Raw genomic sequence first — 21,136 nt, 5'->3', positions numbered from 1 at the left:
AATAATGAGCGAGGCGCATTAAAACATACTCTCAAGCCTTGCGCGCTGCGGTTTGCCAGTGCAGGCCGTTGGCGATGCCGGATGGGTCATCGCCAGGCGAGATACGGCGCCCTTATTCCGCTCTCGGGCCTGGCCACATGCTGCGCAGCACCCCGTCACGGCGAACCCAGGCGTGCATCAGCGCAGCGCCCACGTGTACCAGTACCGTGGCAAACAACAGGTAACCCGCCCAGCCATGCGCCTGGCGCAGCACGGCATACAGCTGCACGTCATGAGGCGCGATCGCCGGCAGGTCGAGCGGGCGAGGGTACCCGCCGGCCGAGAGCATGGCCCACCCCAGCAAGGGCATGGCAAGCATGAGGCCGTACAGAAGCAGATGCGAAGCGCCCGCAGCCAGGCGCTGGACAGCTGGCAGGTCCTGGGGCAGGGGCGGATGGGGAATACTCAGACGCACGATGATGCGCGCTATCACCAGTACCAGCAGCGCCAGCCCTGTGCCCTTGTGCAAACTGACCAGCACTGGATGACGGACCGACAGGTCCGTGACCATGCTTACCCCGATGAAGAGCATGGCCAGGATCAGAATCGCCATCGACCAGTGCAGCACGCGGGCGACGGGATGAAAGACGGTGGGTTTCATGGTCGGGCTCCAGTGCTCAAGGACTCGCGGCTACGACGGTTGAACGATTCGGAATAGGCCGCTGAACGGGCCGCGAGTATAGGGTCGGCGGTAGGTTCGATGCCGCGGGGCAGGATCAAGGGATCGAAGTTGAGGTCGCGGCAGGCACCCTGTTCCGGTGCGTCGACCTGTTCAAGCACCAACGTGCCTGCGTTGACGCTGCGCCGGTTCGCAGGCCAGGGTTTGGCGGGGTCGTCGATGGCGTCATCCGGCTCGGCAAGTACCAAACGCAGGGTCCAGCGCAAGGGCCCCTGCGCCAGCCGTCGCTGCAGGTCATGTTGCAGAAACAGGGGGTCGTCTACCTGCGCCGGCAACGCGGTGTAGGGCGTGAGCGGTTCAAGCTGCCAGCGCACCGGGTGGGCATTGCCGTCGGCATCGATCAACTTGAATGCATTGATGCTGTGGTACTGGGTGTTGGCGAAACTGTCGCTGGGCTTGTAGCTGGCGGCCCATTGCCGAAACGCGGCGCTTTCGGGGTGGGTTGCAAAGAAGGCCTGTACCTTGGCAGGGTCCGGCTTGCGCGTCGCCGGGTCCGGGGTGTTGGCCAGCACCTGCTCGTAGAACGCCTCGGCCGTACTCACTGCCAGTACGGGCGGATTGTTCATGCCGGTCCTCCAGACTTGCCCGTCATCGGTGGAGAGCTCGATTGCCAGGCTGCGCACGGGGATGCCGGTGTCAGGCGCGAACGGGTTGGCACCGCCAATGGCCAGGCGGCCTATCACCGGCACGCGCGCCTGGGTGAACGCCCGTGCCGTCGACAAGCTTGCCGCTTGCCCGCTGGCCTGGAAATAGCCGCTCACGCACAGGCCTTTGGAGTGGTTCTTGCGATAACCCGGGTAATGCCCAGCCTGGGCCTCGAACGTATCGATGATGCGCTGTGGTGTGAGCGCGGAGGTGCCAAGCCAGCCGGCGCTGTAGGCAAAGCCCGCACCGGCAGCCAGCATTAACGCGCCGATTGCCGCAAGACGCCAGGCCTTGGCCTGGCCCTGCAAAGGTTGGTTCATGGTCAGTCCCGTTGATTTCACGAAAGGTGCCAGTACGACGCTGCACTGAAAAAGTTATTCCTCGGGTGGGAATAACTTTTTCTCCAGCGCGTCTGTTCCCTACACTGCCCCATCATTGCCCGGATACTTTCCATGCAGGACTTGGACGACCAACAATGGCGAGCGCTGCTGGCCCGACTGCGCCGCTTCGCCATCTGGCTGACTCGCGAGGCGGGGAGTGCCGATGACCTTGTGCAGGCCACGGTCGAGCGTGCCTTGAGCCGGCGTCAGCAGCATCAGGATCCCGATGCCCTGCGCGCCTGGCTGTTCACCATCCTTTATCGCCTGTTTCTGGATGGCAAACGGCGAGAACGCCTGCACGCCCGCTGGCTCTCCTGGTTCGCCAGCAGCAGCGCGGCCGAAGAAGTGGCTGGCGACAATCTTGAGGACATCGTGCTGGCCCAGGCGGATTTGCAGGCATTCGGCCGACTCAAGACCGAGCAACGTGCCTTGCTGTTGCTGGTGAGCGTTGAAGGTCTGAGTTACAAGGAGGCTGCCCAGACGTTGGGCATTCCCATCGGTACTGTCATGTCACGCCTGTCGCGCGCGCGCGATGCCCTGCGCGCATTGACCGAGGACAGCCCTCGACCACCGGCCTTGCGGAGATTGAAATGACACGTCTTATGCCTAGTGAAGAAGAGCTTCATGCCTACGTCGATGACCGCCTGGACCCGGTGCGCCGCGCCGAAGTCCAGGCCTGGCTGGCCAGCCATCCCCAGGCTGCGCAACGCGTTGAAGGCTGGCTCGCCGATGCGCGCCAATTGCGTACGGGCCTGGCGGGCCTTGCGCAGCCGCGGGCGAGCACGCTGGTTGATCGGGATCAGCTGCGGCGACAGGCGCGACACCGCCTGCAGCGTCGCTGGGCAAGTGCTGCCGCGATCGTAGTGGCCTTGGGCGTAGGCGGGCTCGGTGGGTGGCAGGCGCGCGATGCCAGCCTTGCTGACGTAAAACCCATGGCTGATGCCGTGCAGGCTCACCGCTTGTTCGCCGACAGCCAGGCGCTGGACATCCAGGCGCGTGATTCCGATCAATTGCGCACTTGGCTGCAAGCGCACTTTGATCAGGTGGGGCAACTGCCTGACCTGGCAGGCTACGGGTTCACCCCCGTGGGCGCCCGACTGCTCAGTAACGAGCAAGGGCCGGCGGCGCTGGTGGTGTTCGAAGATGGGGTGGGGCGCAGGATCAGCCTGTTCCTGCGCTCACCCGGCAAGCACTTCCGGCGCATGCCGCAAGGGCAGCGCATCGATGGTCAGCTTCAGGCCCGGTACTGGTCCCATGGTGCGTACAATTTCGCCCTGGTCAGCGCCGCCGATGATGGCCGGGGTGTCGGCATCGGGGAGGCCTTGCGCACGACGTTGTGAGCCGGACGAGACCCCGTGCGCGCCCAGGCTGGCTTAGCTGAGCTCTAGCCAGATGGGCGCATGGTCCGACGGTTTCTCCATCGCGCGCAGTTCGTAATCCACTCCCGCAGCCTTGATCCTCGGGACCAGGCTTGCCGAGGCCATGATCAGGTCGATGCGCAGGCCGCGCTTGGGCGCGTCTTCGAAGCCACGGCTGCGGTAGTCGAACCAGCTGAAGCGGTCGTCGACACCCGGGTGCAGATGCCGGAAGCTGTCTACCAGGCCCCAGCCTTTCAAGCGCTCCATCCACTCACGCTCCTCTGGCAGGAAGCTGCATTTGCCGGTCCTGAGCCAGCGCTTGGCATTGTCTGGGCCGATACCGATGTCGCAGTCTTCTGGCGATATGTTCATGTCGCCCATCACCAGCACGGGTTGGTCATTGCGAAACTGGCCTTCGAGCAGTGCTTGCAGGTCGGCGTAGAAACGCTGCTTGGCCGGAAACTTGGTGGGGTGGTCACGGCTTTCGCCCTGCGGGAAATAGCCGTTCATGACGGTAATGGGGTTGCCTTGGTGGTCGGCGAAGGTGCCCCAGATGAAACGGCGCTGAGCGTCTTCTTCGTCCGTTGCGAACCCCTTGTGAAGGCTCAAGGGTGCCTGGCGCGACAGCAGGGCGACACCGTAGTGGCCCTTTTGCCCGTGGTAATGCACGTGATAGCCCAGGGCCTGGACCTCGGCTAGCGGAAACTGATCGTCGCTGACCTTGGTTTCCTGCAGGCCGATGATGTCCGGCTGGTGCTTTTCGACCAGGGCGGCCAACTGGTGTGGGCGCGCCCGCAGGCCGTTGATGTTGAAACAGACGATCTTCATGCAGAGACGATCCCGGTAAAAAGGCGCGATGCTAGCCGACATCGGCGTTGATCACCAGCATGGTGGCGCGTAGGCGCCACTGGTGCAGCGCCAAGGTGAACGATGGGCGGCATTGTGCCTCCAAGGCCTATCAGCCAGCCCAGAAGGTTCCCCTCCATGTATCAAGCCCCTGCCGCCGAGGCCCGCGTTTGCCTGCTCGATTCCGGTTACCGCCGCGAAACCCGGGCACTGCTGTACACCGTCTACCGGGACGACCCAACCTTCGCTTATCTGCTCGAAGCGCATCGCCCCGGTTATGAGCGGCGCCTGCGCACACTGCTGCGCGAGTGGGTCCGCCAGCATTTTTACCTGCAGCTGCCCGCCGTCGGCCTGCTACTCGACGATCGTCTGATCGGCGTCGCGCTGATCGTCCCGCCCCTGCGGCGTCTGGGTGTGGCAGACAGTTGGGCCTGGCGTTTGCGCATGATGGTTGGCGCAGGGGTGCGTGCCACCCGGCGCTTCATGGCTTACCAGGCGGCCGTCTCGACGTGCCGGCCTACCGATCAGGTGCACGTGTTACCGCTGCTGGGTGTGTTGCCAGTGCTACAAGGCCAGGTGTATCCGACCCAGTTGTTACATGCGGTACAACACTGGTGCAGAAATGATGGAGATGCCCAAGGCATCGTCGTCGACACGGGCAATGACGAACACGTGGCGTTTTATCACACCCAAGGCTTTGTCGAGACCGGTGAGGTCGCCATTGGGACAGTACGCCAACGCGTCTTGATGTATGACAACGCTCAGGCCGGTGAGCCATTGGCGTGAATGGCGTTTGGGTTGGCTTCTTTTACACTGTTGGTCTGGTAGCATGCGCGGGATGACATATTCAGGAAGAGTTCGCTGGGGCCTGGTGATCTGGGCCGTTAGCTTTGCTGCATGGGGCCAGAGCGAATTGGTGGTGACGGTCAAACCGGCCAACAAGGCGCTCAAGGCCAATGTCGAGGGCTATATCGGTAGCTTGGGTGACCGCGACGAGCAAGCGCTGCTGCGTTTCAGTCGCGGGGCCGAGGAGCAGGCGCGCAAAGCGGCCCAGGCGCTGGGCTACTACCAGGCCCAGATAAGCACCGACGTCAAGCCGCCTAGCGGTGATGACGGTTCACCGCGATTGGTGGTGAACATCGTGCCTGGCGAGCCGATTCGCCTGCGCAACGTAACCGTGCGCGTCGAGGGGCCGGCCAGTGACATGACCGCCTTCAGGGTGCCTTCCGGCGGCGCCCTTCGCGCTGGCCAGCCACTGAACCACGGCGTCTATGAAGATGCCAAGCGTGTCATTCAGAACCAGGCCTCACGTTATGGCTTCTTCGCAGGCCGCTTCAGCCAGCAGCGCCTGGCCGTCGATCCACGTGCTGGCGTGGCCGATATCGATCTGGTCTACCAAAGTGGGCCGCGGTACCGCTTGGGCGCGGTCACCTTCAGTGGCGATACGCCGTTGGACGACGATCTGCTGCAGCGTATGGTCTCGTTCAAGCCCGGTACACCCTATGATTCGGAGCTGATTGCCGAACTCAACAACGATTTGCAATCGAGCGGCTACTTCGAGGGCGTGCGCGTAGACGCCGCGCCCACGGCCGCTGTCGCCCAGAACATTCCGGTCGATGTGCGCCTGGAAACCCGCAAACCCCGTACATTAGGCCTGGGCCTTGGCTACTCCACCGACGTCGGTCCGCGCGGCAAGGCCAACTGGACTCGCCATTGGGTCAACCCTCAGGGGCACAGCTATGGCTGGGAAGCGGAGCTGTCGGCGCCGCGGCAAAACGTGGGGTTGTGGTACGACATCCCGTTGGACCCACCATTGACGGACAAACTGCGTTTTGCCGGGGGGTACCAGAACGAGGAACTGGCGGGTACCGACACCCTCAGCAAGCTGTTGACGGTAGGCCCTGAATGGCACAGCAAGCTGCCCAATGGCTGGCAGCGAGTCATATCGCTCAAGTACCAACGCGAAGAGTACCGGCTGGGGGACGATGCGGGCCTGAGCAACCTGCTGATGCCCGGTATCAGCTATTCGTTTCTGCGCAGCGACAACCGCATAGACCCCCACAATGGCTATCGCGTGCAGTTCGAAGCGCAAGTGGCCAAGGAAGGTGTCGGCTCCGATACGAACCTGCTGCGCGGCAACGTGTTGCTCAAAGGGCTTACGACGGTAGGCCAGAATCACCGTCTACTGGGCCGCGTGCAGTTTGGCGGTAGTGCCACCAACGGTTTCCAGAACAGCGTTCCGCCTTCGCTGCGGTTTTTCGCCGGTGGCGACCAGAGCGTGCGCGGCTATGACTACCAGACGCTGTCGCCAAAAAACAGCGATGGGGATCGCATCGGTGGTCGCTACCTGGTGGCGGGCAGCGTCGAGTACCAGTATTCCCTGACGGACAAATGGCGCCTGGCAACCTTCGTCGACCAGGGCAATGCGTTTAATGACTTCGAATTGCCCAACCTGAAGACGGGCGTCGGCTTCGGCGTGCGCTGGGTGTCACCGGTAGGGCCGCTACGCCTGGACCTGGCCAAGGCCCTGGACGACGACGGCGGCATCCGCCTGCACTTTTCCATGGGGCCTGAGCTTTGAAACCTGTAATCAAATACATGCTGCTGGGCCTGTTGGGGCTCGTGAGCATCCTGACCCTGACCATCGCGTTGCTGATCGGCACAGAGGGCGGCAGCCGGTGGGCGCTGGGCAAGGTTCCCGGGCTGAGCGTAGAGGGCTTCGCAGGACGGCTGGCGGGCACTTGGCAAGCGACTCGTCTTTCCTACGTCGATGGGCAAACCCAGGTTCTGGTGCAGGCGCCCTTGCTGAACTGGTCCCCGGCGTGCCTGCTGCGTGGGGCTTTGTGCATCGATCAGCTGCACGCAGAACGTATCGACATGGCGTTTGCCCCTTCGACCGACGTCAGTGACGACGGCCCGCTGCAATTGCCCACAGTGGACTTGCCGCTTGCCATCGAACTGGGCGAGGTGCAGATCGGGCAATTGCGTCTGGATGGCAGCGACCTGCTTGGTGATCTGCAACTGGCTGCGCACTGGACCGGTGAGGGCATGCGCATCGACAGCCTGCATCTGACCCGCGACGATTTGAAGCTGGACCTGCAAGGTGACGTGAAGCCCCAAGGCGATTGGCCTGTGCAGCTACAGGCCCAGGTGCAGCTCCCTGCCATGGGTGACCAGCCATGGCAACTGGCATTGCAGGCCACGGGTCAATTGCAACGCTCGCTTGACCTGACCGGCACTAGCAGTGGGTACCTGGATGCCACTCTTGCAGGCAAGGTCCAGGCGTTGGCCGAACACCTGCCCGCCAGCTTGAGCATTCAGTCCAAAGCGTTCAAACCGTCGGAAGCACTGCCCGACACCCTGCAGCTCGATGACCTGGTGCTGCTGGCCGATGGGAACCTGGAGACGGGTTATGCATTGACCGGTTCTGCCAACTTGCCAGCCGAGCAGTCGCCCATCGCTCTGGCCTTGTCCGGCGTGGTCGACAGCAAGGGCGCCGTGGTCAAGGGCCTTGATCTCAACGCAAGCGATAGCCAGCAGGTGAAGCTGCAAGCCAAGGTCGACTGGCAGGAGGGCCTGGCAGCGGACGCGCAATTGGTTTGGCAGGACTTCCCCTGGCTGCGCCTGTACCCATTGGATACACCACCCGAGGTGACGCTCAAGCGCCTGAATGCAGAGGTCCGCTACCGCGACGGTCGCTATGAAGGCAGCTTCGATGGCGATCTGGACGGGCCTGCCGGCGCTTTCAAGGTGGCGAGCCCCTTCGAAGGTGACCTTGAGCAGGTCACCTTGCCAACGCTGGCGCTCACTGCGGGGCAAGGCAAGGCAACTGGCCGTGTGGCCGTACGCTTCGCCCAAGCACTCGCCTGGGACGTCGACCTGCAACTGTCGGCGTTGAACCCGGCCTATTGGGTTGCGGAACTCCCTGGAACATTGGCCGGGCCGTTGCGCAGCAAAGGCCAGGTGCAGGGCGATGACCTGTCGCTCGACGCACAGCTTGACCTCAAGGGCCGCCTGCGTGGTCAACCCGCTGTACTCAACGTTCAGGCGGACGGGGCCGGGCAGCGCTGGACCCTAGCAGCCTTGCGCGTACAACTGGGCGACAACCGCATAAACGGCAGTGGCAGCCTGCAACAGCGCCTGGCCGGCAAGGTGGACATCGACCTGCCACGCCTTGGGCAGCTGTGGCCCGAGCTGCAGGGCCAGGTCAAGGGGCAGCTGGACGTGGCCGGCACCCTGCAGGCGCCGCAAGGCACACTGGCTCTGCGCGGTACCGGGTTGGCCCAGGCCGAGAATCGCTTGCAGCAACTGAACCTGTCGGCCCGTCTGGACGACAGGCAACGGGCCAATATCGACTTGAAGGTCACGGGCATTCAGGCGGGTGATACCGACCTCGGTACGCTGCAAGCGGTCGGCAATGGCGACATGCGACGACAAGCATTGACGCTGGCGTTGAACGGCCCGCAGCTGAAGTTGGACGTGGGGCTGGACGGGCAACTGGACGATGGTGACTGGCGCGGCCGCCTGGCCACTGGGCGGGTACAGGCTGGCGGACAAGACTGGCAATTGCAGGCGCCTGCCAAATTGCAGCGCCTGGCCAGCGGTCAGCTGGATTTCGGTGCCCATTGCTGGCGATCCGGGCAGGCCAGTCTGTGTGGTGACGATCAACGGTTGGCGCCTGAGCCACGCCTGCGGTACCACCTCAAGCGCTTCCCGCTGGACAGCCTGGCGCAGTGGATGCCCAAGGATTTCGCATGGCAGGGTCTGCTCAATGCCGACATCAACCTGGACCTGCCCGCCAGCGGCCCGAAGGGTACGGTGGTAGTGGACGCCAGTGGCGGCACATTGCGCGTCAATGACGGTAATCGCTGGGTCGATTTCCCCTACCAGACCCTGCGACTGGATAGCACCTTGGCACCGCGGCGTATCGATACGCGTCTTGCATTCCGTGGGGAGCGCCTGGGACAGCTGAATCTCACAACGCGCATTGACCCACTGGGCAAGGACAAGCCGTTGTCCGGTGATTTCAACCTGGCTGGTCTCGACCTTTCGGTCGCCCGTCCCTTCGTGCCGATGGTGGAGCACCTGGCTGGGGAGCTCAAGGGTAGCGGGCAGCTGTCCGGCACATTGTTGGCGCCGCAAGTCAACGGTAGTGTGAATTTGAGCGGTGGCCAGATCACCGGCGCCGAACTGCCGACCCAGTTCCAGGACCTCAGCCTCCAGGCCCGGATCGCGGGTGAACAGGTGCAGCTTGCCGGCACCTGGCGCAGCGGCAGCACCGGGCGCGGCCAGGTCGATGGTAGCCTGACCTGGGGCCAGGCGCTGGGGATGAACATCCGCGTGCAAGGGCAGCAGTTGCCCGTCACGGTCGAACCCTATGCCACCCTGGAGGTGGCGCCGGACCTTACCTTGCAACTGATCGACGACAAGTTGGCAGTCACAGGCAAGGTGCAGGTGCCCAACGGCAAGATCACGGTGCGCGAGCTGCCCCCCTCGACGGTCAAGGTTTCCGACGACACGGTCATCGTGGGCAACCAGACCGAGGAGGGCAAGCCGCCCATGGCCATGGCCATGGATATCGATGTAGAGGTAGGACGAGGCAAGCTGTCGTTCAGTGGTTTCGGCCTGACTGCCAACCTGCTGGGGCACGTACATATCGGTGACAATCTCGATACGCGCGGCGAGTTGAGCCTGGCCGATGGTCGCTACCGCGCCTACGGCCAGCGGCTGACCATCCGCCGCGCCAGGCTGCTGTTTGCCGGTCCGATCGACCAGCCCTACCTGGACATCGAAGCGATCCGCCAGGTTGATGACGTGATTGCCGGCATCCGCTTGAGCGGCAACGCCGAGCAACCGACCAGTACGGTGTTCTCCGAGCCTGCCATGAGCCAGGAGCAAGCGTTGTCCTACCTGGTGCTTGGCCGTCCGTTGGGAGCATCGGGTGAAGACAACAACATGCTGGCCGAGGCCGCATTGGGCCTGGGACTGGCTGGCAGCGCAGGGATCACGGGGAATGTGGCATCGCGTCTGGGCATCGACGACTTCCAGCTCGATACCGAGGGTTCAGGCAACACTACCAGTGTGGTGGCCAGTGGCAACCTGACCGAGAAACTCAGCCTGCGCTATGGGGTAGGTGTGTTCGAGCCGGCGAACACCATCGCTCTGCGCTACAAGCTCAGCAAGAAGGTGTATGTCGAGGCTGCCAGTGGAGTGGCAAGCTCGCTGGACGTCTTCTACAAACGGGACTTCTAGTCGCCACCCAAGGTTGACGGCCTGACCTGGCCGAGGGTCGGGCTGAGCAGATGGTGTCGGAATCAACGGATCGTCGCCGCCTCGATGAACTCGTTGGTGGGCGCGGGGGGTGTCGCTGGAGCCGGGGCGCGAACTGGGGTGATCAAGTTCGTGTACTCCTCGATCAGCCGGTTCAAAGCCTCGGGCGGTTCGCTTGCCTGGAACTGCATGCGGATCTGCACTTCGTCGGGATCGCGGTTATCCCCTTGGCGGCCATGGCCGCCGATGGTGACCTTGAAACTCGCCGAGCGGTTTCCATCGGCTGGGGTGAGAGCTCGGCGTGCTTCGGTATTCTGGACGCGAACCGACAGGTCGACCTGCATCCGTTCGAGCGCCAACCCTTTGGGCGAAACCAGCGCAAAAAGGGGCACGCGCATCAAGTGTTGCCCATCCATGGCCACCTCGACCATCTTCGCGGTCATCGGTGCGCCCAGCTCTTGGTGATTGCAGTCGAAAAAACGATCGAACAGTTCAATGTACTGTTGCGCGATCATGCTGTTGGCGGCGCTCGCAGCTTCCTGCAGGCCGCGAGTGATTTCGCGCAGGTCAATGGAGGTCATGGGGGCGGGGCTCTTGTCCATGGGGTCGACTCATTGGGCCAAGTGGGTCCCCTGAAGAACCTTCAGGGGGACAGGTCGCGTCACGCCGTGAGTGCGTCGACGGTGGTCATGCCGTTGGGCGATTGCGCTCTTCCTGAGCCTCAGATGGCGGATTCGAAGGGCGCTCTTGCTGCGTGGCATCCTTTGCAAGAACGGGCTTGGTGGCGGCCTCCGTGAGGAAGTCGATCACCCTCATCATTGCCTCCGGTGGATCCTGGCGCTTGAGGGTCGTGTTGAATGCGTACCGCGCCCGGGTGTCGGTCTTGCGAGTTTGCGAGGACTTGTGGCTTACGCTGCCCTTGACGTTGAGTTTGAAGGGTCCCCAACCCAAGGAGGCGGCGGCTTCTGCGTTCACATCCCTGGCCGACGTGTCTTCGGACATCTGGTTGATGACCAGCTCGAATTCGACAGTACCGTTTTCGATGGCGATGTTGGGGTGGGTGATCGCCGCCATCAGCGGCACTTGCAGCGTCTTCTTGACCACGCCCTTTGATTGGCCCTGCTCGTCGACGATGGTCTCGTCGTAATCGAACTGAATGGCGACCGCCTTGCCGTCCTGTACGCAGACTTGCATGAGGAAGTCTGCGTAGGATTTGCTGGCGGTGACCTGGGCTTGGACCATGGCCTGCAATGGGCCTGCGATCATGCGGTCCATGGGCAGGGCGTTGATGACAGACCCGATTAAGCTGTTATCTATAGACATACTGGGTTCTCTTCTTAGGTTTCAGGTTGAGGGGGGGTATGAGTTGATAAAGCGTCGCTTATCGCAATGGCAAATCCTGACGGCGGATGTTGCCGATCTGGCGCAGGCTCAGCCCGTACTTATTGGCCAACAAGCTGCGCGAGAATCCGCTGGCGCTTTCTTTCTGAATCTGTTGGTTGCGCAGTTGGCGGACGAAATGATCAGCCTTGGGAATCTCGAGCGCGACACCTGCAAAGCGCTTGATCAGGGCGTCGAGTGCCTCAGCCGGTAACACATCAGCAAGCTTGGTACGATCGCGGTGCTTTGGAATGTACTTAGGCCTACCGCCAAACGCGCAGGTCAGCTGGTACGCGTTTTCTATGCCTATGCACTCAATCAATGCCTGTAACGATTGCGGCAATTGGCTGACGTCGATGTGGCTCAAGTCTGGCGTTTCCATATGACGCTCCTTCGAAAATGGTAGGGATCACCAGCGGCATAACGTCGAGGTGTGGCTGGATTTTCAGTGATAGCCGGCGGGGCCCGCTAGGCGCCATTAGGGCTGAGGGTTGTAGCTTCGGTTACTAGCTTATGCAGGCAGCGCAGTCTCACCGTGTAGGAAAACAGCATGTATGCGCTTGAGAATCGACTGTTGTCAGGGGGTGAGCGCAACGTATGGCATTTTGGGTACTAGCACCTCAGTCGCAGGGATAGGCACTGAGTAAACTGGCGCTGCTCACGCGCGCCTGTTCAAGGCTTCGCAGCTCCGATGGCACGGACCTCCAGTCCACTTGCACGCAGAGCGCGCGAAGGGGCTGCCCTTTACGGGATCCGATAATCCGGTCATCGAAGGTCCGGCGGTAGATCGCCTGGGTCTGGGACACAGGCCGTACATGGTCGGCCCCGGCCAGGGTCTGCTGCGCAAGTGCTGGCAATACAGCGGAGGGCACCTCGAAGCGCAACGAGGTGTTGTCAGGACTCAGGTAGCCAGCCTTTCGGACCCGTTGCCACAACTGTTGCCACTGGCTGCTCCCTGCTTGCTGGCTCAGCGTGTGCCCAAGCTCGAGCAGTGTTGCGCAAGGGACTTCAGTTGTAGTGAAAGCGTGCAGTGGCGTGGCGACCAGGCACAGCAAGAGGGTTGTCAGGCGCTTGTTCATGGGGCTCCCCACAGGTGTGATGAAGCCGTATGTTTTCAGCTGGCGATGCTACCAGGCAGCAGGAAATGCAGCGCCGGGGCGGGCGAACGTTGTATCATCTGCGCGGCTTGAGCAAAGCCATCTGTCCCGGATGTAGCAAGGAACCCTGATGACACACGTGCAGCGCCTGAAATATTCTCTCCTGATCATTCTGGTAGTCCTCGGGCTGATGATCGGTCTTTCCCACTTGCAAAAAGCCGGTACGATCAGCGAGCAGACCTTCCAGATGCTGGCTATCGCCATTGCCGTGGTCGTGGTCGTGATCAACGGCATACTACGACGCAAAGTCAGGCGCTGATGCTTGCCGGGCCAGTGGGCCGGCCCAGCTGCTCAGGGCGAAATAGTCCGCTCCAACAGGGCGCGTGCATGCGGATCAAGGCTGTAGCATTTGTCGGCCCCTAGCTGAATCACGCCTTCGGCGCATAACCGCTTGAGCACTTCTCGTACGCTGAGAAATGACAGCGGTATGTCCAATTGCTCCAGTTGCGCATGCACACCTCGCACCCCAATGCTTCTTCCATTTCGCTGCGCCGCGTGCAGGGTGTCTATCACTTTCAGCCGTATCAGGCTGGTACGCAGGCCGAAGCTGCGCAGCAACTCGCGTATCTGCTCGTTGCCGGTTCGTTCGTCGATCTGCGCGTCCTGCCCCGTCGTGGCATGCATCGGAGTTGGCGGGTTGTACATGTGAATGCTCCTTTTCTTGGACGAATCCGAACGATGGGTGCCTCTTTGAATAAGACGAATGAGCGCATGTAATCTGCAATGCAAAAGCAGAAAAAACTTGATCATTCGTTGGGTTTCCAGATCAAGCGGCCTCTTCTCCAGTCATGTCTTGGGCTCTGCGCGCTGGTGCCAGGCCTGAGCGCGGAGGCCGCCTAAACTCTACCCACGTTCGTTCGTTTCACCGGCATGAACCGTATTCGAGGAGTGCCCGTGTCCCCACTTATCCGCTCAAGTCGTTGTGCCGGTTTAGCCGCAGCGCTCATGGTTGCGGCCTTGACCGCACAGGCCGAAACCGTAGCGCAAGACGCCAGCGCCCAGATCCGTCGCACTACCTATGGCGTGCCGCATATCGTGGCCAAAGACGAAAGAGGGCTCGGTTATGGCATTGGCTATGCCTATGCCCAGGACAACCTTTGTTTGCTGGCTGACCAGGTGCTGACGGTCAGTGGTGAGCGCTCGCGCTATTTTGGTAGCCAAGGCCAGACCGTGGACCAGCGCGAGAACCTGGCCAGCGATGTGTTCTTCACGTGGCTCAACGCGCCGGCTCAGGTGCAGGCCTTTCTGGAGGCACAGCCCGCTGCCATCCAGGCCCTCCTGGCGGGTTATGCCAGTGGTTTCAATCGAGCACTGGCCGAGCGGCGTCAACAGGGCTTGCCTGCGGAATGTGGAGATGGCACGTGGGTGCGCGCCATCACCAGCCAGGACCTGGTCAAGCTTACCCGGCGGTTACTTGCAGAAGGTGGGGTCGGGCAGTTCGTCGAGGCCCTGGCCGGGGCGCACCCGCCTCAGAACGATGCCCAGCGACCCGCCGTCGCTTATGGGCAAGCGTTGGAGCAGCAGCAACGCTTTGCCACCCAGCGCGGCAGCAACGCCATTGCAGTGGGTGCCCAGCGTTCGCTCAATGGCCGAGGTTTGCTGTTGGCCAACCCGCATTTCCCTTGGGTGGGAGGCATGCGGTTCTACCAGATGCAATTGACCATCCCCGGTGAGCTCGATGTGATGGGCGCAGCGCTGCCAGGCTTGCCGATGGTCAATATTGGCTTCAATCGCCACCTTGCGTGGACCCACACCGTCGACACGTCCAGGCATTTCACCCTGTTTCGCCTGCAACTCGATCCAAAGGACCCAACCCGATACATGCTCGACGGCAAGTCGCTGCCGCTGACCCGTCAAAGCATCAGCATCATGGTCAAGGCCGCCGATGGCCAATTGCAGAAAGTTGAGCGTGTTCTGTACAGCTCGTCATTTGGCCCGATCGTCCGGTGGCCAGGGCGGTTGGATTGGGACAGACATACGGCTTACAGCCTGCGCGATGCCAACAGCGACAACACCCGCGTCTTGCAGCAGTGGTACCAGATCAATCGCGCTGACAGCGTGGCGGCGCTGACGCGTTCCGTCGAGCAGCTGCATGGCATTCCATGGGTCAACACCGTCGCTGTGGATGAAGGTGGCAAGACGACCTACCTGAACCAGTCGGTGGTGCCTTATGTCGACCAGGCATTGCTCGATGCCTGCGGGGGCGAACAGGCAGGCCCGTTGGTCGTGCTCGATGGTTCCCGCAGCCTGTGTAACTGGAAGGTTGACGGCCGCGCCGCCCAACCCGGTACGGTTCCGGCTGAACTCATGCCGCGCCTGGAACGCGATGACTTCGTCCAGAATTCCAATGATCCAGCCTGGATGACCAACCCTGCGCAGCCGCTGACAGGCTACTCCCCGTTGGTCAGCCGCAGTGATCAGCCTCTGGGCATGCGCGGGCGTTTCGCATTGGAACGTTTGCAAGGCAAGGCGCTGCTTGGTGTGGACGACCTGCAGCGCATGGTGACCGATGATGAAGTCTACCTTGCGCGTTTGTTGCTGCCGGATCTGTTGAACTGGTGCAAGCGTGCCCCCACAGATGTCGAGCCAGTGTGCCGTAGCCTGGCCAGCTGGAACGGCAAGGCCAACCAGCAGAGCAACATGGGGCTGGTGCACTTTCAAAACATCTACGATGCACTTGAGCAACAACCGCAGGTATGGCGAGTAGCGTTCGATCGCAACGATCCCGTGAATACCCCGCGTGGTTTAGCGGTGGAGCAGGCATCGGTGAGCAAGGTGGTTCATCAGGCGGCGCTTGCCTCACTCCGTCAAGTGGCCGAGGAGGGGATCGACCCGATGGCGCGGTGGGGGCAGGTGCAACAGGCCCATGATGGCACGCCAGTGCCGGGCGGCCCCCAGGCGCTTGGCGTGTACAACGCCATGTACAGTGTGCCGATGGGGCAGGGCAAGCGTCTGGTTGTCAGCGGCACCAGCTACCTACAGCTGGTCAGCTTCACCGACGATGGCCCCAAGGCACGCGGTCTGCTGGCGTTCTCCCAATCGAGCGAGGCGGCCTCGCCGCATGCCAGTGATCAGACCAAGGCGTTCGCCGCTGGTCAGCTGCATGATATGCCGTTTACAGAGAAGCAGATTAAGGCCGATCCGGCGTACCGGGCGATGATTATCCGTGAGCGAGATGAGCGGCCAGGCGTTCAGTGATTGTCGGTACGGGAGACGAGCCTTGCTGGTCTCCCGCATGCCTTGACTGTGAGCGTCGCGCGTTGCGTATGAGCATCAGGCCGACGCCTGATGCTGCGCTCAGGCGGGCTATCCCGTTGTCGAGCAGGTAGCGCTCAAGCGCTCAGGGAAACTCGAACGGCGCCAGCTGAAACCCTTGCGCGTCCACTTGCAAGGCCCAGGCCCGCTTGTCCCAGTCGCCCAGCACGATGCGCCGGGCCGGCTCCCCGTCCACCATCAGCTTGTGAATCGCCGGACGATGGGTGTGGCCGTGCACCAGCGTTCGCACGTGGTGCGCTGCCATGACCTTGGGCACTTCCTCGGGCGTGACGTCAACGATCTCCGTGGACTTCATTTGCGTCTGTGCGCGGCTTTCGCTGCGCAGCTTGCGTGCCAATTTCATCCGAACTGACAGCGGCAGGTGCCGAAGCAACCAGAGGCTTACAGGGTTGCGCAGTAACCGGCGCATTTTCATGTAGCCCACGTCGCGGGTGCACAAGGTATCGCCGTGCATCAGCAGCACCCGTTCTGCTCCCAACTCCACCACGCAGGGGTCGCTCAGCAGGGTGCAACCTGCGGCCTCGCAAAAGGCCTGGCCAATCAGAAAGTCGCGGTTGCCGTGCATCAGGTACACCGCTGTGCCGCTGTCACTGAGTCGGCGCATGGCCTGGCAGATCGACTGCTGGAAAGCGGTCATGGCATCGTCGCCGATCCACGCTTCGAAAAAGTCGCCCAGTATGTACAGTGCCTGGGCCTGGCGAGCACGACCTTCGAGCAGATCAAGAAACGCCCGGGTAATGTCCGGGCGTTCTTCTTGCAAGTGCAGATCAGAGATCAGCAGTATCACTCAATGATCTCGGCTTTCTCGATGATCACGTCGTCTTTGGGTACGTCCTGGTGGCCAGCACTCGAGCCCGTGGCAACCTTCTCGATGGCGTCGACGACTTCACGGCCTTCGATCACTTCGCCGAACACGGCGTAGCCCCAGCCCTGAGTGTTCTTGCCACTGTGGTTGAGGAAATCGTTGTCCGAGGCGTTGATGAAGAACTGCGCCGAGGCGGAGTGCGGGTCCATGGTGCGCGCCATGGCGATGCTGTACTTCTTGTTCTTCAGGCCGTTGTCGGCTTCGTTCTGGATGCTGGCGCGGGTTTTCTTCTGGGACATGCCGGCTTTGAAGCCGCCGCCCTGAATCATGAAGCCTTTGATGACACGGTGGAAAACGGTGCCGTCGTAGTGGCCTTCCTTGACGTACTGCACGAAGTTCGCGGTCGTCTGCGGCGCTTTCTCGGCGTCCAGTTGCAGGACGATGTCGCCGTGGTTGGTGCTCAGTTTGACTTTGGACATGCTGAAACTCGCTTTTTCAAGGCAATCGGAAATTGGGATGCGCTGGGCGCTGATTACTAACCAGACGCGGCATCAGGTGTTGGGGACACATGGCGCGCTTGCGCCATTTTGCCAAGGCTGCGGCAAAAAGGCGTGATAAAACACGCCAGTTTGGCGGAGCCCGACTGTCGGCAGCTTGACTGCTTCGGCTATGATAGGCCCTTTGATTCATTCGGCCTACCCAGGCCGGCTACGTGCATTCAAGGATCCTATGAGCAAGCCCACTGCCGACAACGCGCCCAACGCCGCTGCCAAAGGCGCCCCCGCTGTCCCTGCGAACTTCCTGCGGCCGATCATCCAGGCCGACCTGGACTCGGGCAAGCACGCCAGCATCGTCACCCGCTTCCCGCCAGAGCCAAACGGCTACCTGCACATCGGACATGCCAAGTCGATTTGCGTCAATTTCGGCCTGGCCAAGGAGTTCGGGGGTGTCTGTCACCTGCGTTTTGACGACACCAATCCTGCCAAGGAAGACCAGGAATACATCGATGCCATCCAACGCGATGTAAAGTGGCTGGGCTTTGACTGGGCCGGTGACGTTCGCTATGCCTCCAGCTACTTCGACCAACTGCACGCCTGGGCCGTCGAGCTGATCAAGCAGGGCAAAGCCTACGTGTGCGACCTCACCCCGGAGCAGGCCAAGGAATACCGCGGCAGCCTCAAGGAGCCAGGCAAGAACAGCCCGTTCCGCGAGCGCAGCGTGGAGGAAAACCTCGATCTGTTCGCGCGCATGAAGGCCGGCGAGTTCAAGGACGGCGAGCGCGTGCTGCGCGCCAAGATCGACATGGCGTCGCCCAACATGAACCTGCGGGACCCGATCCTCTACCGGATCCGCCATGCGCACCATCACCAAACAGGTGATACCTGGTGCATCTACCCCAACTACGACTTCACGCACGGCCAGTCGGATGCCATCGAAGGCATCACCCACTCCATTTGCACCCTGGAGTTCGAAGGTCACCGGCCGCTGTACGAGTGGTTCCTGGACAACCTGCCGGTGCCGGCGCATCCGCGCCAGTACGAGTTCAGCCGTCTTAACCTCAACTACACGATCACCTCCAAGCGCAAGCTCAAGCAACTGGTGGACGAGCAACACGTCGAGGGCTGGGACGACCCGCGCATGTCCACGCTGTCGGGCTTCCGCCGCCGTGGCTACACACCAGCATCGATCCGCAACTTCTGCGAAATGATCGGTACCAACCGCTCGGACGGCGTGGTCGACATGTCCATGCTGGAGTTCTGCATCCGCGACGATCTGGACCGCACTGCACCCCGCGCCATGTGCGTGTTACGCCCTTTGAAGGTGGTGATCACCAACTATCCCGAAGGCCAGACCGAGCAGCTCGAGCTGCCGCGCCACCCCAAGGAAGACATGGGGGTGCGCGTGCTGCCGTTCGCACGCGAGTTGTACATCGACCGTGACGACTTCATGGAAGAGCCGCCCAAGGGCTACAAACGTCTTGAGCCCAACGGCGAAGTGCGCCTGCGCGGTAGCTACGTCATCCGCGCCGACGAGGCGATCAAGGACGCCGATGGCAACATCGTCGAACTGCGCTGCTCGTACGATCCCGACACCCTGGGCAAGAACCCCGAAGGCCGCAAGGTCAAGGGCGTGATCCACTGGGTGCCGGTCGAAGGCAGCGTGGAGTGCGAAGTCCGCTTGTACGATCGGTTGTTCCGTTCGGCGAACCCTGAGAAGACCGAGGAGGGTGGCACTTTCCTCGACAACATCAACCCCGATTCGCTGCAAGTGCTCAGCGGCTGCCGTGCCGAGCCCTCGCTGGCCCAGGCGCAGCCAGAAGATCGCTTCCAGTTCGAACGCGAAGGCTATTTCTGTGCTGACCTCAAGGACAGTCAGCCGGGCCGCCCGGTATTCAACCGCACCGTCACATTGCGTGACTCCTGGGGCAGCTGAGGAACCATCGTGCTCACGATCTACAACACACTGACCAAGACCAAGGAGCCGTTCAAACCGTTGGACGGCAACAACGTGCGCATGTACGTCTGCGGCATGACCGTCTACGACTACTGCCACCTGGGCCATGGTCGCAGCATGGTGGCCTTCGACTTGGCCACCCGGTGGTTGCGCAAGAGCGGCTACAACCTGACGTACGTGCGCAACATCACCGACATCGATGACAAGATCATCAACCGGGCCAACGAGAACGGAGAAACCTTCGACGCACTCACCGCCCGTATGATCGACGCGATGCATGAGGACGAACGCCGCCTCAACATCCTACCTCCGGACCAGGAACCGCGCGCCACCGATCACATTGCCGGCATGCATGCCATGATCCAGACCTTGATCGACAAAGGGTATGCGTATGCGCCTGGCAACGGCGACGTGTACTACCGCGTCGGCAAGTTCGTGGGTTACGGCAAGCTCTCGCGCAAGAAGATCGAAGACCTGCGCATTGGTGCGCGGATCGAGGTCGGCGAGGCCAAGCAGGACCCGTTGGACTTCGTACTGTGGAAGGGCGTCAAGCCAGGCGAACCCAGCTGGGAGTCACCCTGGGGGCCTGGCCGGCCTGGTTGGCACATCGAGTGCTCGGTGATGTCCACGTGCTGCCTGGGTGAGAGTTTCGACATCCATGGCGGCGGCAGCGACCTTGAGTTCCCGCACCACGAGAACGAAATTGCCCAGAGCGAAGCTGCAACCGGCAAGCCGTACGCCAACGCCTGGATGCACTGCGGCATGATTCGCATCAACGGCGAGAAGATGTCCAAGTCGCTGAACAACTTCTTCACCATTCGTGACGTGCTGGAAAAGTATCACCCTGAAGTGGTGCGCTATCTGCTGGTGGCGAGCCACTACCGCAGCGCGATCAACTATTCGGAGGACAGCCTGCGTGATGCCAAGGGCGCACTGGAGCGGTTCTACCACGCCTTGCGTGGCCTGCCCCGTGTCCCGGCCAGCGGTGGGGATGCTTTCGTCGAGCGTTTCACTGCTGCGATGAACGACGATTTCGGTACGCCGGAAGCCTGCGCCGTGTTGTTCGATCTGGTCCGCGAGATCAACCGCCTGCGCGAGAGCGATGTGTCTGCAGCGGCAGGCTTGGCGGGGCGTTTGCGTGAGCTGGGTGACGTGCTGGGTGTGTTGCAGCTGGAGGCCGATGACTTCCTGCGTGCGGGCGCTGAAGGCAAGGTGGACGCAGCGCAGGTCGAGGGTTTGATCCAGGCGCGGTTGCAGGCGCGGGCCGACAAGAACTGGGCCGAGTCTGATCGCATCCGTGACCAGTTGACGGCCATGGGTGTGGTGCTTGAAGACAGCAAAGGCGGGACGACCTGGCGGTTGGCGGACTGATCTGGGGGGCGAGCTGATTGGGTTGCTCGCAACCCATGTCTAGCGCGCCTCGACTCCAAGATTGCCAAGCTAGTCGCCCTTGTCCTTGTCCTTGTCCTTGTCCTTACCGCTACGTGTTTCTGCTTCTGCTTCTAAGCGCGCGGTAGTCCAGGCGCCGCAGATCGCGACTTCAGGAGGCCGAGCGCAGGGCTTGCGGAGGGAGGTGACAGGCATGGATGCCTGTCAAGCGCTGGGCCCCAGGATGGGGCCTGCAGCGCGGTCCTCCCGGGAGCAAGCCCGGAGCGAGGGGACCCCGGAGCGTAGCGTAGGGGCCGGATGATAGGAGCAGGCGGTTTTTGCTTACTTTTTGACAAGACAAAAAGTGAGCCGCCGTAAGGGCGGAAGGGTGACTGTGCGCCACCCGCGCCAATGAATACCAACTTGCTGTATGCGCCCACGCTTTGAAGTTTGAAGTTTGAAGTTTGAAGTTTGAAGTT

The 21,136-nt window shown here is 61.9% G+C and carries 19 protein-coding genes; 9 read left to right on the top strand and 10 right to left on the bottom strand.

The genetic code is table 11. The annotated features are described in order from the left end of the window. Positions 1-112: 112 nt before the first annotated feature. Complete coding sequence (locus CRP40_RS08640; protein WP_027915557.1) at positions 113-640, bottom strand: cytochrome b; 528 nt, start codon at positions 638-640, stop codon at positions 113-115. Then, the gene (locus CRP40_RS08635; protein WP_027915558.1) at positions 637-1,689 is read right to left on the bottom strand and encodes a catalase family peroxidase; all 1,053 of its coding nucleotides are present in this window, start codon (positions 1,687-1,689) and stop codon (positions 637-639) included. Before CRP40_RS08635 ends, CRP40_RS08640 begins: the two co-directional genes overlap by 4 nt. Before the next feature lie 126 nt (positions 1,690-1,815). Between CRP40_RS08635 and CRP40_RS08630 the strand changes: the two genes are divergently transcribed. Together CRP40_RS08630 and CRP40_RS08625 are read left to right on the top strand one after the other, a co-directional pair. Further along, on the top strand, positions 1,816-2,337 hold the full coding sequence (locus CRP40_RS08630) for a sigma-70 family RNA polymerase sigma factor (protein WP_027915559.1): 522 nt from the start codon (positions 1,816-1,818) through the stop codon (positions 2,335-2,337). Continuing rightward, positions 2,334-3,083 carry an anti-sigma factor gene (locus CRP40_RS08625; RefSeq protein ID WP_027915560.1) on the top strand — a complete coding sequence of 250 codons (750 nt, stop codon included), beginning with the start codon at positions 2,334-2,336 and terminating at the stop codon, positions 3,081-3,083. Before CRP40_RS08630 ends, CRP40_RS08625 begins: the two co-directional genes overlap by 4 nt. Before the next feature lie 33 nt (positions 3,084-3,116). On the opposite strand, the gene xthA is transcribed toward CRP40_RS08625, so the two are convergent. Further along, positions 3,117-3,929: an exodeoxyribonuclease III gene (gene xthA / locus CRP40_RS08620; RefSeq protein WP_023533543.1), complete on the bottom strand. Its 813-nt coding sequence runs from the start codon at positions 3,927-3,929 to the stop codon at positions 3,117-3,119. Between the two features lie 156 nt (positions 3,930-4,085). Here xthA and CRP40_RS08615 point away from each other — a divergent pair, with 156 nt between their 5' ends. The 3 genes from CRP40_RS08615 to CRP40_RS08605 are packed head-to-tail and all read left to right on the top strand — an operon-like array spanning position 4,086 to position 10,199. Further along, complete coding sequence (locus CRP40_RS08615) at positions 4,086-4,733, top strand: GNAT family N-acetyltransferase (RefSeq protein ID WP_027915561.1); 648 nt, start codon at positions 4,086-4,088, stop codon at positions 4,731-4,733. 52 nt (positions 4,734-4,785) lie between these two features. Next, the gene (locus tag CRP40_RS08610) at positions 4,786-6,528 is read left to right on the top strand and encodes an autotransporter assembly complex family protein (protein ID WP_027915562.1); all 1,743 of its coding nucleotides are present in this window, start codon (positions 4,786-4,788) and stop codon (positions 6,526-6,528) included. Further along, positions 6,525-10,199: a translocation/assembly module TamB domain-containing protein gene (locus CRP40_RS08605; protein WP_027915563.1), complete on the top strand. Its 3,675-nt coding sequence runs from the start codon at positions 6,525-6,527 to the stop codon at positions 10,197-10,199. Before CRP40_RS08610 ends, CRP40_RS08605 begins: the two co-directional genes overlap by 4 nt. A gap of 62 nt (positions 10,200-10,261) precedes the next feature. Here the strand turns inward: CRP40_RS08605 and CRP40_RS08600 are convergent, their stop codons facing one another. The 4 genes from CRP40_RS08600 to CRP40_RS08585 form a co-directional block, all read right to left on the bottom strand. Beyond that, entirely contained in the window at positions 10,262-10,819 is a 558-nt protein-coding gene (locus CRP40_RS08600; protein WP_027915564.1) for a DUF2589 domain-containing protein, read from the bottom strand. An 85-nt stretch (positions 10,820-10,904) separates the two neighbouring features. Continuing rightward, positions 10,905-11,540: a DUF2589 domain-containing protein gene (locus tag CRP40_RS08595; protein WP_027915565.1), complete on the bottom strand. Its 636-nt coding sequence runs from the start codon at positions 11,538-11,540 to the stop codon at positions 10,905-10,907. Between the two features lie 58 nt (positions 11,541-11,598). Further along, positions 11,599-11,979 carry a Mor transcription activator family protein gene (locus tag CRP40_RS08590; RefSeq protein ID WP_027915566.1) on the bottom strand — a complete coding sequence of 127 codons (381 nt, stop codon included), beginning with the start codon at positions 11,977-11,979 and terminating at the stop codon, positions 11,599-11,601. Between the two features lie 238 nt (positions 11,980-12,217). Beyond that, entirely contained in the window at positions 12,218-12,676 is a 459-nt protein-coding gene (locus CRP40_RS08585) for a hypothetical protein (protein WP_027915567.1), read from the bottom strand. Between the two features lie 148 nt (positions 12,677-12,824). Between CRP40_RS08585 and CRP40_RS08580 the strand changes: the two genes are divergently transcribed. Next, positions 12,825-13,013 (top strand): hypothetical protein, encoded by a 189-nt coding sequence (locus tag CRP40_RS08580; RefSeq protein ID WP_023533551.1) that lies wholly within the window; start codon positions 12,825-12,827, stop codon positions 13,011-13,013. A gap of 32 nt (positions 13,014-13,045) precedes the next feature. Here CRP40_RS08580 and CRP40_RS08575 read toward each other — a convergent pair whose 3' ends face one another. Continuing rightward, on the bottom strand, positions 13,046-13,399 hold the full coding sequence (locus CRP40_RS08575) for a fe2+ zn2+ uptake regulation protein (RefSeq protein ID WP_027915568.1): 354 nt from the start codon (positions 13,397-13,399) through the stop codon (positions 13,046-13,048). 300 nt (positions 13,400-13,699) lie between these two features. On the opposite strand from CRP40_RS08575, the gene CRP40_RS08570 reads away from it, so the two are divergent. Continuing rightward, positions 13,700-15,952, top strand: a complete 2,253-nt coding sequence (locus CRP40_RS08570) for an acylase (protein WP_239930211.1) — start codon at positions 13,700-13,702, stop codon at positions 15,950-15,952. A 142-nt stretch (positions 15,953-16,094) separates the two neighbouring features. Here the strand turns inward: CRP40_RS08570 and CRP40_RS08565 are convergent, their stop codons facing one another. Both CRP40_RS08565 and CRP40_RS08560 read right to left on the bottom strand, forming a co-directional pair. Beyond that, positions 16,095-16,817: a UDP-2,3-diacylglucosamine diphosphatase gene (locus CRP40_RS08565; protein ID WP_027915570.1), complete on the bottom strand. Its 723-nt coding sequence runs from the start codon at positions 16,815-16,817 to the stop codon at positions 16,095-16,097. Beyond that, on the bottom strand, positions 16,814-17,314 hold the full coding sequence (locus tag CRP40_RS08560) for a peptidylprolyl isomerase (protein ID WP_027915571.1): 501 nt from the start codon (positions 17,312-17,314) through the stop codon (positions 16,814-16,816). The genes CRP40_RS08565 and CRP40_RS08560 overlap by 4 nt, the downstream gene beginning before the upstream one ends. A gap of 250 nt (positions 17,315-17,564) precedes the next feature. On the opposite strand from CRP40_RS08560, the gene CRP40_RS08555 reads away from it, so the two are divergent. Both CRP40_RS08555 and cysS read left to right on the top strand, forming a co-directional pair. Next, the gene (locus CRP40_RS08555) at positions 17,565-19,268 is read left to right on the top strand and encodes a glutamine--tRNA ligase/YqeY domain fusion protein (RefSeq protein WP_027915572.1); all 1,704 of its coding nucleotides are present in this window, start codon (positions 17,565-17,567) and stop codon (positions 19,266-19,268) included. 9 nt (positions 19,269-19,277) lie between these two features. Then, positions 19,278-20,660: a cysteine--tRNA ligase gene (gene cysS, locus CRP40_RS08550; protein ID WP_027915573.1), complete on the top strand. Its 1,383-nt coding sequence runs from the start codon at positions 19,278-19,280 to the stop codon at positions 20,658-20,660. Positions 20,661-21,136: the final 476 nt, after the last annotated feature.

It is taken from the genome of Pseudomonas sp. URMO17WK12:I9 (assembly GCF_900230165.1).
GTDB lineage: Bacteria > Pseudomonadota > Gammaproteobacteria > Pseudomonadales > Pseudomonadaceae > Aquipseudomonas > Aquipseudomonas fulva.
This window is presented reverse-complemented; position numbering and strand designations above follow the sequence as displayed.

Excerpts from the sequence above, each read along its gene's own strand:
- CRP40_RS08630 (WP_027915559.1), top strand. The coding sequence starts at position 1,816 with ATGCAGGACTTGGACGACCAACAATGGCGAGCGCTGCTGGCCCGACTG.
- CRP40_RS08570 (WP_239930211.1), top strand. The coding sequence starts at position 13,700 with ATGGTTGCGGCCTTGACCGCACAGGCCGAAACCGTAGCGCAAGACGCC.
- CRP40_RS08575 (WP_027915568.1), bottom strand. The coding sequence starts at position 13,399 with ATGTACAACCCGCCAACTCCGATGCATGCCACGACGGGGCAGGACGCG.
- xthA (WP_023533543.1), bottom strand. The coding sequence starts at position 3,929 with ATGAAGATCGTCTGTTTCAACATCAACGGCCTGCGGGCGCGCCCACAC.
- CRP40_RS08585 (WP_027915567.1), bottom strand. The coding sequence starts at position 12,676 with ATGAACAAGCGCCTGACAACCCTCTTGCTGTGCCTGGTCGCCACGCCA.
- CRP40_RS08640 (WP_027915557.1), bottom strand. The coding sequence starts at position 640 with ATGAAACCCACCGTCTTTCATCCCGTCGCCCGCGTGCTGCACTGGTCG.
- CRP40_RS08610 (WP_027915562.1), top strand. The coding sequence starts at position 4,786 with ATGACATATTCAGGAAGAGTTCGCTGGGGCCTGGTGATCTGGGCCGTT.
- CRP40_RS08615 (WP_027915561.1), top strand. The coding sequence starts at position 4,086 with ATGTATCAAGCCCCTGCCGCCGAGGCCCGCGTTTGCCTGCTCGATTCC.
- CRP40_RS08595 (WP_027915565.1), bottom strand. The coding sequence starts at position 11,540 with ATGTCTATAGATAACAGCTTAATCGGGTCTGTCATCAACGCCCTGCCC.
- CRP40_RS08580 (WP_023533551.1), top strand. The coding sequence starts at position 12,825 with ATGACACACGTGCAGCGCCTGAAATATTCTCTCCTGATCATTCTGGTA.
- CRP40_RS08600 (WP_027915564.1), bottom strand. The coding sequence starts at position 10,819 with ATGGACAAGAGCCCCGCCCCCATGACCTCCATTGACCTGCGCGAAATC.
- CRP40_RS08590 (WP_027915566.1), bottom strand. The coding sequence starts at position 11,979 with ATGGAAACGCCAGACTTGAGCCACATCGACGTCAGCCAATTGCCGCAA.
- CRP40_RS08560 (WP_027915571.1), bottom strand. The coding sequence starts at position 17,314 with ATGTCCAAAGTCAAACTGAGCACCAACCACGGCGACATCGTCCTGCAA.
- CRP40_RS08555 (WP_027915572.1), top strand. The coding sequence starts at position 17,565 with ATGAGCAAGCCCACTGCCGACAACGCGCCCAACGCCGCTGCCAAAGGC.
- CRP40_RS08625 (WP_027915560.1), top strand. The coding sequence starts at position 2,334 with ATGACACGTCTTATGCCTAGTGAAGAAGAGCTTCATGCCTACGTCGAT.